Raw genomic sequence first — 12,847 nt, forward strand, 5'->3', positions numbered from 1 at the left:
CGCGATGCTTCTAAATTTGTCGAGTCAACAAACGTTCTAGCTTGGATAAAGCCTGCTCCATGGCTGACACAGGTAGGGCAATGACGATTTCTCGACGATGGTTCCTGGCGGGTCTGGCACTGACCGGCGCCGCCGTGCCTGCGGCGTATTACGGGCATCGCGAACTGACAAAACCGGACCCGACGATTACCCCCGGCGAAGCGTCATTCGACGTCGCGGATGTGGCCGGGCAGCGGTTGGCCAACTCGCTGCAGGGTGTCTGGAACATTCGTTTCGAAGGCCGTGACGCCGGCCTCGATGGGTTGCCTCGCGAGGGGCTGCAGGTGTTGCTCGATATCGGCCACAAGGGCCGTGGGCTCAATGGCTTTCTCGATACCTTTGATGCGCTGCGCGGCGAACCGACACCGCGCTATCGCGTCCTCGGCGATCTGGCCGGCACGAACACCACCGAGTTGAGCTGGCGCCTGATCGATAGCCGATCCCCGACGGGGACGCCGGACTATGAATTCACCTTCACGCTGGACGAAGTCTGGGCCGCGTTCGGCAATGCCGGCAGCGGCACATTGAGTGGGCGCGTGCTGCGTCTGGATCGTCCGCTGGCCTTGACCGCTCAGGACAATCGCTTCGTCGCAGTCAAACAAGTGTTCCCTGAGGCGCGCGAACGCACAGGCCTGGGTCCGGCGTTGCTGGCGTGGCTGATTTCGCCCGAGCACCGCCTGTTCCATCAGCTCTGGCACGCTTCGCGAGACAAATGGCACACCTTGCCCGAGGACAAACGCAACGCCTTGCGTGGTATCGGCTGGCAGCCGGGGCGGCGGGACAAGGAGCGCGATGCGCGGGGGCCGCGCAAGGACCGCAATGGCTCGGGCATCGACTTTTTCTTCATGCACCGGCATATGCTCGGCACCGCGCGCTCCTTGCAGGACCTGCCATCCTGGCAGCAGTTTCCGTTGCCGCAACCGGAGTTGGTGCGTGATCGCCAGGGTTTTGCCCGTTACTTCGACAACCACGACGGCACCGCGCTGCCACCGGCCTGGCGCGCCGACGACGATGACGAGTACTCGCAGTGGGTCGCCGATCTCAAGACGGCCGAGACCTATCACAGCAATTTTCAGGTCTGGGAATCGCGCTACCGTGACCCGCGTTACTTGTCGAAACTGACCTTGGGGCAGTTCGGTTCCGAGGTCGAACTGGGCCTGCATGACTGGCTGCACATGCGCTGGGCATCGGTGCCTCGCGACCCGTCCAACGGGCAGCCCGTGCCGTTTGCCCGCGACACGGCGGACTTCTCCGCCCGTTGGTTCGCGGCGGAAAACGACTTCCTTGGCGACCCGTTTTCCTCCCATGTAAACCCGGTGTTCTGGCATTTTCACGGCTGGATCGACGACCGTCTCGAGGACTGGTTCCGGGCGCATGAGCGCTTTCATCCGGGGGAGGTCAGTCGGCTGGAGGTCAATGGCGTGGCGTGGTTCGCCCCCGGTCGCTGGGTCGAAATCGACGATCCGTGGCTTGGCCCGAGCACCCACGGTTGCAACACCACGCCGGGGTTGCAGGCGGGCAAGTCGGTGGAAATGGACCCGGAAACCATGAAGCTGGCGCTGCGGATTACCTTTGGCGAAGACGAGAAGAAGCTGGAGGATCTATTTAGAAAGGTGCCGCAACGGCCGTGGTATGCGCGAAACCTGAAGGCCAAGCCGATGACCAGTTAAGCCAGAGATACCGCGTTATCGTTCAATCGCGAGCAGGCTCGCTCCCACAGGATTTCGATGTGCCGCATGATTGGGGCATGGCACATAACCTGTGGGAGCGAGCCTGCTCGCGATGGCGGACTCACTGGCGCTGCAATTCACAAAACCTGCCACCCTCCACCAAGCGCCTTGTACAGCGCAATACTCGCCTGCAACCTCGACAACCGCAGTTGCACATTCAAATCCTGCGCCGCATACAACGTGCGCTGCGTCTCCAGCACCGTCAGCAAATCCTCGGCCCCGGCCTGATAGCGGCTTTGCGCAATGTCGAACGCCGTTTGTGCCTGGCTCAACTCTTCACTTTGCCATTGGCGCTGGGCATCCAGTCCGCGGATACCGGTCAGGGCTTTTTCCACGTCGGCAAAGCCGTTGATGATCGCGCCACGGTAGGTTTCCAGCAGTTCTTCCTGGCGCGCCGTGGCTTTGTCGCGTTCGGCGCCGAGGCGGCCATTGTTGAAAATCGGCGCGACCAATCCGGCGGTGAGGTTGTAGAACGGGCTGCGCAGCACATCGTTGAAGGTATTGGCGCCAGAGCCGATCTGGGCGCTCAATGTCACCGTGGGCAGCATTTTTGCCCGGGCCACGGTCACGTCGGCCCGGGCCGCCGCCAACTGCGCCTCGGCACGGGCAATGTCCGGGCGCCGATTGAGCAAGTCGCTGGGCACGCCCGCGCCGATGGCCGGCCAACTGAGCTGTTCGAAGCGCTGATCGTCGAGCTTCAACTCCTGAACCGGACGGCCGAGGAGGGCAGCGAGGGTGATCCGCGCTTCGTCGGCTTGTTGCTGCACCAGCGGCAACTGCCGTTGTTGCGCGGCCACCAGGCTCTTTTGCTGGGCCAGCTCCAGGGCGGTGGCCGAGCCTGAGTCGAAGCGGGTTTGTACCAGGCTCAACACCTTTTGCGCATTCGCCAGATTGAGCTGCGCGATACGGTGCTGCTCTTGCAGCGACAGGGCTTGCGCATAGGTGCTGGCGACCGCGCTGAGCAGCGTCAATTCCACCGTGTCGCGATCGAACTCACTGGCCCGCAGGCCGAATTGCGCACTGTCGCGGGAGGCGCGCTGGCCGCCCCAGAAATCGATTTCATAACTGGCGCTGAGGCTGGCGTCGAAGTAATCCACCGCCTTGTTGCTGTCGTCGGCATCCAGTTGGCTATAGCCGTTGCCGCGCATCAGCTTCTGGCGATTGGCGTTCATCGCTCCCTTCACTTCCGGCAGCAGCGAGCCGCCCACAATCACCGTCGTCGCCCGGGCCTGACGAACCCGCGCCAGTGCCGCCGCCAGGTCATAGCTGCCGACGCGGGCCTGTTCGATCAGTTGATCGAGCTGCGGGCTGCCAAAGTGCGTCCACCACCGGGCGTTGCTCAACACAGCGTTTTCACGGTGCGCCGACTGCCAGGCGGGCGGCGCCTGCAGGCCACTGTCCTGACGCGGGTCCGGGCTGGCGCACGCGCTGAGCAACACGCAGAGGGTCAACAGGCTGAGTGGCGCTTTCATAGATCGATCATTCACTGGTAAGGGCCGTGACCGGGTCGAGCCGGGCAGCTTTGCGGGCCGGCATGAAGCCGAAGACAACACCGGTGACCAGGGCGCAGCCGAAGGCACCGAGTACCGCTATCAAGGAGAACGCGACCGCGACTTCGCTGAGGATCAGCACACCGCCGACGATCAGCGCCAGGGCAATCCCGGCGAGGCCGCCAACCACCGAGAGCATCACCGCTTCGGTGAGGAACTGCCGCAGGATGTCGCGTTGCCGGGCGCCGGTGGCCATGCGGATGCCGATCTCGCGGGTACGTTCGCGCACGGTCATGAGCATGATGTTCATCACGCCAATCCCGCCCACCAACAGCGAAATCGCGGCGATCGAACCGAGCATCAGCGACAGAGTATTTTGCGTGCGTGCTTCGGCCTGGATCATCGCCGCGTTGTTGGTCAGCTCGAAATCTTTTTTGCCGTCGTGCAGACGCAACATCAACTGCTCGATGGCCATTTCTGTTTCGTTGACCTTGCGTGCATCAGCTGCCGCGATGGCCACGTATTCCGGATTGTGAGTGCCGAACAGCCGGACGCTGGCGGCGGAATACGGGATGGCGATGCGGTCGTCGCTGTCGGTGTCGCCGGAGCTGGCGCCTTTTTCCGCAAGCACGCCGACCACCTGGAACGGCACGTTTTCGATCAGGATGTATTGGCCGATCGGGTTGGCCACGTCCTTGAGCAATTTGGTTCGTACCTTGTGGCCGATCACCGCGACAGCCGCTGCGTTGCGTTCATCTTCCTGGGTGAAATAGCTGCCTTCCACCACGGGCCAGTTGAAGATCGCCGGAAAGTGGGTGTCGTTGCCGCCGACGTAGCTCAAGTGATCGAGGTTGCCGAAACGCACCCCGGCTTCCTCGCCGTTGACCGGCATGATGCGCGTCACTTGCGGCAGGCTGCCCACCGCCGCGACGTCATCGAGGGTGATGATGCCCGGCGGCGTTCGCGGGTTCGGGGCCGAGCCGCTGAGGTAAATGATGTTCGAGCCGAACGCGCCCATCTGCGCCATCACCTGACGCTTGCTGCCTTCACCGACGGCCAGCATCACCACCACCGACGCGACGCCGATGATGATCCCGAGCAGCGTCAGGGCGGTGCGAAACCTGTTGATCCACATCACCCGCCACGCGGAGTGCACCGCGTCCACCAATTCGCCTTTCCAGGCACCGGTGGCTTCAGCGCCTTCGCTCAGGCGCTTGCGCAGATCGACCGCTTGCAGGGCGCCGGGGTTGGCGGAGGTTTGTACGTCGGGGTTGTCGTGCGCGCTGTCGCTGATGATCAGCCCGTCGCGGATTTCGATGATGCGTTTGGCCCGGGCCGCGACTTCGCGGTCGTGGGTGATGAGGATGACCACGTGGCCCTGGCTCGCCAGTTCATCGAGCAGCGTCATGACCTCGGCGCCGCTGTGGCTGTCGAGGGCACCGGTGGGCTCGTCGGCGAGGATGATGTGCCCGCCGTTCATCAAGGCGCGGGCGATAGAAACGCGTTGCTGTTGGCCGCCGGAGAGTTGATGCGGGCGGTTGCCGGTACGCGAGGCGAGGCCGAGGCGGTCGAGCAGGGCGGCGGCGCGGGCATGGCGCTCGGCGGCCGGCAGGCCCGCGTAGATGGCCGGCATCTCGACGTTTTCCTGGGCCGAGCCGGACGGGATCAGGTGATAGCCCTGGAACACAAAGCCAAAGGCTTCGCGACGCAGCCAGGCCAGTTCGTCGCTGTCGAGTGCGGCGACGTTTTCCCCGGCGAAGCGGTATTCGCCCGAAGTCGGGCGGTCGAGGCAGCCGAGGATGTTCATCAGCGTCGACTTGCCGGAGCCGGACGCGCCGACAATCGCGACGAATTCACCGGCATGGATCGACAGGTCGATGCCGCGCAACACGTGAACCTGCGGTGAATCGCCGCCGCCGTAGGATTTGCGGATGTCCTGGAGGTCGATCAGGGGCGTCAGCATTCAGCCGCCACTCCCGTCGGCCGGACCGATCAACAGGTGATCGCCTTCCTGCAAGCCGTCGAGGATTTGCACCCGCAGGCGATCGCTGATGCCGGTGCGCACGTCACGTTGCTCGATGCGGCCGTTCTTGGCGACGACCCGGGCGGTCTGGAGGTCCGGCTGCGTGCCGCCTTGCAGCGCGGCGATGGGGGCGGTGAGCACGTCTTTCGCCTGGTTAGAAACGAAGAATACCTGGGTGGTCATTTCCGCCATCAGCGCATTATCGGCGTTGTCGACATCGAGCAGTACGGTGTACAGCACCACGCGAGCGCTGCCGCTTTTGCTCGAACTGGCCGGGCTGCCGCCGCCCTGACTGGTCTGGTCCAGAGGCTTGGGCGGCACCGGCAGAATCTGCCGCACGGTGCTGCTCCAGCGACGCTTGCCGCCGCTGAGGGTGGTGAACCAGGCGGACATGCCGGGTTTGACGTGACCGATGTCGGCTTCCGAGACCTCAGCCCAGACCGTCATCGGTGACAACCTGGCGATGCGCAGAATCAGCGGCGTTTGCTGTTGCGCGTTGAGGGTCTGACCTGCACGGGCATCGAGTGCGACCACGGTGCCGGACATCGGTGCGTAAATGCGCGTGTAGCCGAGTTCGGCCTGATCACTGCGCAAGCTGGCCTGGGCCTGGCGAATCTGCGCCTGGAACATGTCGATGCGTGCCTGGGTGGCGCGCAGTTCAGCCTGGGCGGTTTGCACGTCTTCTTCGCGGGTGGCACCGCCGGCCTTGAGGCTCTGCTGGCGCTGGAATTTTTGCCGGGCCAGTGCGTGTTGCGCCCGTTGTTCCTCGAGTTGCGCCTTGAGGTTTTCAATCGAGAAACGCCCGGCGTCGAGTTTGGCCTGCTGCGTGGACGGGTCGATTTCCACCAGCAGCTGGCCTTCCTTGATCACGTCACCGACTTCCACGTGGATCTTCTGGATCTGCCCGGACGCCTGTGCACCGACGTCGACGTAGCGTCGAGGTTGCAGGGTGCCGAGGGCCGTGACACTGCTTTCGATGTCGCCGCGGCTGACTTGCACCGTGGCGAATTTGTCTCGGCCGGGCGGGATGACCTGCCAGGCAGCCACGGCGATAACGGGGATCAGACAAAGTGCTACAAGCAGGGCGCGTCGGGTCTGTCGGGGACGTTTCATGCAGGGTTCCGGCAATGGAAATAGGCCCTTCGCTCAGCCTGCGCACGAAATGTGGCAACAGGTGAACGCTGTCGGGAGGCCGACAGAGACGGGGAGCTGTCCGTTAAACGAGAAAAGGGGCGGGGAATTTAGGCCTCGACACAAGCCGACACAAACACATTGAGGGCATGTGGCGAGGGGATTTATCCCCGTTCGGCTGCGAAGCAGTCGTTAATGCATTTTAACTTTGAAATGCCGGGGCCGCTCCGCAGCCCAACGGGGATAAATCCCCTCGCCACACAGGCTCTCTCCCACAAGACCAAGACTATTTGTCGGGCAAGCTGAAGCAATACTTTAAATCTATATGAGAATTACTATAAATTACACACTCGAATTGCCACTATCGTGCCACTGCCCATTTTCGGCGGTCGATGCGGTGGCTCAAGGATAGAAACCGCACCCATGCGGCCGGGAGTCATGGTTGGAAAACTACTATCGCGAGCTGGTGTGCTTCCTGAACGCCAAGCTGGGCAACCGTCAGGTGGCCGAAGATGTGGTGCATGACGCTTATGTGCGGGTTCTGGAACGTTCCAGCGACACGCCGATCGAGCAGCCCCGGGCATTCCTGTATCGCACCGCGCTCAATCTGGTGATCGACGACCATCGGCGCAATGCCTTGCGTCAGGTCGAGTCGCTGGAGGTGCTCGACAATGAAGAGCGCTACTTCACCCCGTCCCCTCACAACTGCCTTGATCATGGCCAGCGCCTGGAGATGCTCCAGCGTGCGTTGGCGGAATTGCCACGGCTGTGCCGCGAGAGTTTCCTGCTGCGCAAGATCGATGGCTTGTCGCACCCGGAAATCGCCGAACACCTCGGCATTTCCCGCGCGTTGGTGGAAAAGCACATCGTCAATGCAATGAAGCATTGCCGGGTGCGGATGCGGCAATGGGACGCCCACTGAGCGTTTGTTGTTAAATTTTATTTCATTGTCCTCGTTCCTACTCAACAGACGACCTGCTGTGCTCCCAAGGATAGCCAGGTCACTTAGGCTTCCTCCCCGTGTTGAGGGGTTCATCCAGAGGACACTGGAAATGACACAGGCAATTGCATCGCCCATCGTTCACGACCTGATCGGCGTCGGTTTCGGCCCTTCGAACCTGGCGCTGGCCATCGCTCTGCAAGAGCGCGGGCCGAGTCAGGGCGAGCTGGATGTTCTGTTTCTCGACAAACAGGCGGACTATCGCTGGCACGGCAATACCCTGGTGACCCAGAGCGAATTGCAGATTTCCTTCCTCAAGGACCTGGTGACCCTGCGCAACCCGACCAGCCCCTATTCCTTCGTCAACTACCTCAAGCACCACGGTCGTCTGGTGGACTTCATCAACCTAGGCACCTTCTATCCGTGCCGCATGGAGTACAACGACTACCTGTGCTGGGTCGCCGGGCAATTTGCCGAACAGAGCCGCTACGGCGAAGAAGTGCTGACCATCGAGCCGGTGTTGCACAACCAGCAGGTCGAAGCGTTGCGGGTGATCTCCCGCGATACCCAGGGTCAGCAACACGTGCGCACCACCCGTTCGGTGGTGGTGAGCGCCGGTGGCACACCGCGTATTCCCGAAGCGTTCAAGGCGTTGAAGGATGACGGTCGGGTGTTCCATCACTCGCAGTACCTGGCGCAGATGGCCAGGCAACCGTGCGTGAACAATCAGCCGATGAGCATCGCGATCATCGGCGGCGGGCAGAGCGCGGCGGAAGCCTTCATCGATCTGAACGACAGCTTCCCGTCGGTGCAGGTGGACATGATCCTGCGCGGCTCGGCGCTGAAGCCGGCGGACGACAGCCCGTTCGTCAACGAAGTGTTCTCGCCGGAGTTCACCGACCTGGTGTTCCAGCAGGCGAGCAGCGAGCGTGAGCGGCTGGTCAACGAGTACCACAACACCAACTATTCGGTGGTGGACATCGACCTGATCGAACGCATCTACGGCATCTTCTATCGCCAGAAAGTCTCGGGCATTGCCCGTCATGCCTTCCGCACCCTGACCACTATCGAAAAAGCCACCGCCACCGAGCGCGGCATTGAACTGGCCGTGCGTAACAACGCGACCGGCGAAGTCACGGTCCGTCATTACGACGCTGTGGTTCTGGCCACCGGGTATGAGCGTCAGATGCACCGCAAACTGCTGGCGCCGCTGGAAGAATACCTGGGTGATTTCGAAGTGGATCGCAACTACAAACTGATCACCGACGAGCGCTGCAAGGCCGGTATCTACATGCAGGGCTTCTGCCAGGCGAGCCACGGGTTGAGCGACACCTTGCTGTCGATCCTGCCGATCCGGGCGGATGAGATTGCCGGGTCGTTGTATGAACATGGCAAGAGCCTTGGGCAGGGGCGGTCGGTGATGGATTTGTTATTGGCGACTGCCAGCTAAGATTTTCGGCGCTTTTGAGGACGCCATCGCTAGCAGGCTCGCTCCCACATTTGATCTCTGTCTTACACAAATTTTGTGTTCACTGAAGATCCACCGTGGGAGCGAGCCTGCTCGCGATGGCGTCCTCAAAGGCATCACATATCTTGAATCCTGAACCCTCCCTGAAGAACCCCGCAATTCCCCCCACGACTGGCCAATCCTTCGTTTACTCTCCAAAAAACGGGGCGTAAGCTTCGCGCGTTTTCATCAATAACGGAGACCCACAGTGGGTACTTGTTCGAGTGACAGTAGTCGGCCGGTTCCAATAACCGGCAGATCCTCGGCAAGATAACGCGCCACTTTTTGTGCCGTTGTCTCGCCGACAAAGCGAGCAGCGGCATCCCGATCGCGGCCAGTCCTGGTCCGTGTCCCGACGTCCTCTCATCGACGCTGAACCGTGCGTGATGTTCGACTTGTTGTCGTCATCGCGGCGCACCGACACGCCTGCTGGAAGGTTTCCCGGCTGACCCTGGGGGAACTGCCATGAACCTGACCCTGCTCAAGGAATTCTTCGCCGGATTCCTGCGCACCCGCCACATCGCCCGACACTTCCGTCGCCTGGCGCTGCTGGAAAATTTCACCGACACCACGGTCAGCCGCGAGATGCCGCCGACCCTGGCGCAAACCCTGGTGAGCGCCGCCAACAGCGACACCGGGCAACTGCTGGACAACCTCAACAGCCACAGCGACGGCCTGAGCGAAGCCGAGGCCGATGCACTGCGCGTGCAATTCGGCCTCAACGAAGTCGAGCACGAACAACCGCTGCCGTGGTGGGTTCACCTGTGGCACTGCTACAAAAACCCGTTCAACCTGCTGCTGACATTGCTCGCGGTCATCTCCTGGCTGACCGAGGACATGAAAGCCGCCGTCGTGATTTTCTCGATGGTGGTGCTCTCGACCTTGCTGCGCTTCTGGCAGGAAACCAAATCCAACCAGGCGGCCGACGCACTCAAGGCGATGGTCAGCAACACGGCCACGGTGATGCGTCGGGATGCATTGCGCACCGAAGTGCCGATCAAACTGCTGGTGCCGGGGGATCTGGTTGTACTCTCGGCCGGCGACATGATTCCCGCCGATTGCCGCGTGCTCAACGCCAAGGACCTGTTCGTCAGCCAGGCGGCCATGACCGGCGAATCGATGCCGGTGGAAAAATTCCCACGCCAGCAGGACAGCGACACGAGCAACCCGCTGGACCTCGACAACATCCTGTTCATGGGCACTAACGTAGTGTCCGGCACCGCGATGGCGGTGATTCTGACCACCGGCAACAGCACCTATTTCGGTGCACTGGCCCAGCGGGTCGGTGCCACCGACCGGGCGCCGACGTCGTTCCAGACCGGGGTCAACAAAGTCAGCTGGCTGCTGATCCGCTTCATGTTCGTCATGGCGCCGCTGGTGCTGTTCATCAACGGTTTCACCAAGGGCGACTGGACCGAAGCGCTGCTGTTCGCGCTGTCGATTGCCGTGGGCCTGACCCCGGAAATGCTGCCGATGATTGTCACCTCGACCCTGGCCAAAGGCGCGGTATTCCTGTCGCGCAAAAAAGTCATCGTCAAACGCCTCGACGCGATCCAGAACTTCGGCGCCATGGATGTGTTGTGCACTGACAAAACCGGCACCCTGACCCAGGACAAAATTTTTCTGGCGCGCAACGTCGATGTCTGGGGTAACGATTCCGATGACGTGCTGGAAATGGCCTACCTCAACAGCTACTACCAGACCGGCCTGAAAAACCTGCTGGACGTGGCGGTGCTCGAACACGTCGAGGTCCACCGTGAACTGAAAGTCGGGACGGCGTTTCGCAAGGTCGACGAGATCCCGTTCGACTTCACCCGCCGGCGCATGTCGGTGGTGGTCGCCGAGCGCGATCACTCGCACCTGCTGATCTGCAAAGGGGCGGTGGAAGAGGTGCTGGCGGTGTGCACCCGAGTGCGGCACGGCGAGGTCGATGAAGCGCTGACCGATGACCTGTTGGCGCGGATTCGTCAGGTCACCGCTGCATTCAACGCCGAAGGACTGCGGGTGGTGGCGGTCGCCGCGCGGCCAATGATCGAGGGGCGCGACACCTACAGCCTGGCGGATGAGCAGGCCCTGACGCTGATCGGCTACGTGGCGTTTCTCGACCCACCGAAGGAAAGCACCGCGCCGGCCCTGAACGCCTTGGCGGCGCATGGCGTGGCGGTGAAAGTGCTGACCGGCGACAACGAACTGGTCACCGCGAAGATCTGCCGCGAAGTCGGCCTGGAACAGCAAGGCCTGCTGATGGGCAACGACATCGAGCGCATGACGGACGCCGAACTGGCCGTGGCGGTGGAGACCACCAACGTCTTCGCCAAACTGACGCCAACGCACAAGGAACGCATCGTCCGTCTGCTCAAAGGCAACGGCCATGTGGTCGGGTTCATGGGCGACGGCATCAATGACGCGCCGGCCTTGCGCACCGCCGACATCGGTATCTCGGTGGACAGCGCCGTGGACATCGCCAAGGAAGCGGCCGACATCATCCTGCTGGAGAAAAGCCTGATGGTGCTGGAGGAGGGCGTGCTGGAAGGACGCCGCACCTTCGCCAACATGCTCAAGTACATCAAAATGACGGCGAGCTCGAATTTCGGCAACGTGTTCTCGGTGTTGGTGGCCAGCGCGTTCATCCCGTTCCTGCCGATGCTGCCGATGCACCTGCTGGTGCAAAACCTGCTCTACGACATTTCGCAGATCGCCATCCCGTTCGATAACGTCGATGAAGAAATGCTCAAGCAACCCCAGCGCTGGCAACCGGCGGATGTCGGGCGTTTCATGTTGTTCTTCGGGCCGATCAGTTCGATCTTCGACATCACCACGTTTGCCTTGATGTGGTACGTGTTCGACGCCAATACCCCGGACCATCAAACCCTGTTCCAGTCCGGCTGGTTCGTGGTCGGGTTGCTGACGCAGACGCTGATCGTACACATGATCCGCACGCCGAAGATCCCGTTCCTGCAAAGCCGCGCGGCCATGCCGCTGATGGTGATGACCGGGATCATCATGGCCGTGGGGATTTTCCTGCCGATGGGGCCTTTGTCGCACTACTTCAAATTGCAGGCGCTGCCGTCGCTGTACTTCGTGTTCCTGCCGGTGATCCTGCTGGCGTACATGGCGCTGACCCAGGCGGTGAAGGGGTTCTATATCCGCCGGTTTGGCTGGCAGTAAACACGACAAAACCTTGTGGCGAGGAAGCTTGCTCCCGCTGGGCTGCGAAGCGGCCCCAAAAAACCGGCAACGCTGAAAGATCGCAGCAACCGGTTTTACGACTGCTGCGCAGTCGAGCGGGAGCAAGCTCCCTCGCCACAGGGGGGGCCATGTGACTCAAGGATTTTCTGATCCAAGCACTCAACAACATCAACCTGGCCAACATTTTACTGCCGCCGATCGTCAATAGGCGTTCTGAAGCCCGACTTTATTTCCCACTACCGGATGTGGCGCCCGTTATTTAGGAATAGTCCTACAGAAAACTCCTTGGCTCTTCCGTAGCCTTGCGGCCTCACGAATCTGAAACCCTCCTGGGGGCCCCGGTTGCCTAACAAAGCGTTACGTATCCTGATTGCCGACGAGCAGCATTTCCAGCGGATGAGAATCGAGCGCCTGTTCAACCGGCTCGATTACTACCGCGTGGCGCCGGTGCGAGACCTGGCGGAATTGCTGACGCTGGTCGAATACGGGAGCGAGCCTTTTGATCTGGTGGTCATCAATGCCTCGCTGGCGGGTGAAGCGTTCGACCTGCCTGGTTTTGTCCTCGATAACCCACAGGTTCGCCACGCATTGATCTATGACGGCGAGCAGGTGAAGTTGCCGTCGATCCCTGCGTGCGTGCAGCAGAAGGTACAGGTGAGCCTCGCCGCGCTGCCTGATCTGGCATGCATTCAGCGGTTGATGGCAACAGTTGATCCACGATTACCGTTCGTCGGCACTGTCATTTCTGTCAGGTAGTCTGGCGCGGATTTCCATGCAAGAGTCTTCGCGCAGCCCCAC

Annotated in this window: 8 protein-coding genes; 5 read left to right on the forward strand and 3 right to left on the reverse strand. The window is 61.6% G+C overall.

Translation table 11 applies throughout. The annotated features are described in order from the left end of the window. Positions 1-80 precede the first annotated feature (80 nt). Positions 81-1,709, forward strand: a complete 1,629-nt coding sequence (locus tag ACM6I5_RS03580; protein ID WP_414883207.1) for a PvdJ/PvdD/PvdP-like protein — start codon at positions 81-83, stop codon at positions 1,707-1,709. A 137-nt stretch (positions 1,710-1,846) separates the two neighbouring features. Here the strand turns inward: ACM6I5_RS03580 and ACM6I5_RS03585 are convergent, their stop codons facing one another. From ACM6I5_RS03585 to ACM6I5_RS03595, 3 genes are read right to left on the reverse strand one after another with little or no spacing between them, the layout of a single operon-like run. After that, a complete protein-coding gene (locus tag ACM6I5_RS03585) occupies positions 1,847-3,241 on the reverse strand; it encodes an efflux transporter outer membrane subunit (protein WP_414883208.1) in 1,395 nt (464 codons plus the stop codon). Between the two features lie 7 nt (positions 3,242-3,248). Beyond that, on the reverse strand, positions 3,249-5,222 hold the full coding sequence (locus ACM6I5_RS03590; protein WP_414883209.1) for a MacB family efflux pump subunit: 1,974 nt from the start codon (positions 5,220-5,222) through the stop codon (positions 3,249-3,251). Beyond that, the gene (locus ACM6I5_RS03595; protein WP_017337608.1) at positions 5,223-6,395 is read right to left on the reverse strand and encodes an efflux RND transporter periplasmic adaptor subunit; all 1,173 of its coding nucleotides are present in this window, start codon (positions 6,393-6,395) and stop codon (positions 5,223-5,225) included. Positions 6,396-6,855: 460 nt separating this feature from the next. On the opposite strand from ACM6I5_RS03595, the gene ACM6I5_RS03600 reads away from it, so the two are divergent. The 4 genes from ACM6I5_RS03600 to ACM6I5_RS03615 all read left to right on the forward strand — a co-directional run bounded on the left by ACM6I5_RS03600 (position 6,856) and on the right by ACM6I5_RS03615 (position 12,805). Then, positions 6,856-7,335 (forward strand): sigma-70 family RNA polymerase sigma factor, encoded by a 480-nt coding sequence (locus tag ACM6I5_RS03600; RefSeq protein ID WP_017337609.1) that lies wholly within the window; start codon positions 6,856-6,858, stop codon positions 7,333-7,335. A gap of 130 nt (positions 7,336-7,465) precedes the next feature. Next, entirely contained in the window at positions 7,466-8,803 is a 1,338-nt protein-coding gene (locus ACM6I5_RS03605) for a lysine N(6)-hydroxylase/L-ornithine N(5)-oxygenase family protein (protein WP_414883210.1), read from the forward strand. Between the two features lie 522 nt (positions 8,804-9,325). Continuing rightward, positions 9,326-12,028: a magnesium-translocating P-type ATPase gene (gene mgtA / locus ACM6I5_RS03610; protein WP_414883211.1), complete on the forward strand. Its 2,703-nt coding sequence runs from the start codon at positions 9,326-9,328 to the stop codon at positions 12,026-12,028. Between the two features lie 363 nt (positions 12,029-12,391). Beyond that, the gene (locus ACM6I5_RS03615) at positions 12,392-12,805 is read left to right on the forward strand and encodes a chemotaxis protein CheY (protein WP_017337613.1); all 414 of its coding nucleotides are present in this window, start codon (positions 12,392-12,394) and stop codon (positions 12,803-12,805) included. Positions 12,806-12,847 lie beyond the last annotated feature (42 nt).

Source organism: Pseudomonas sp. IT-P171, assembly GCF_949767765.1.
In the GTDB taxonomy this organism is placed as follows: domain Bacteria; phylum Pseudomonadota; class Gammaproteobacteria; order Pseudomonadales; family Pseudomonadaceae; genus Aquipseudomonas; species Aquipseudomonas fluorescens_B.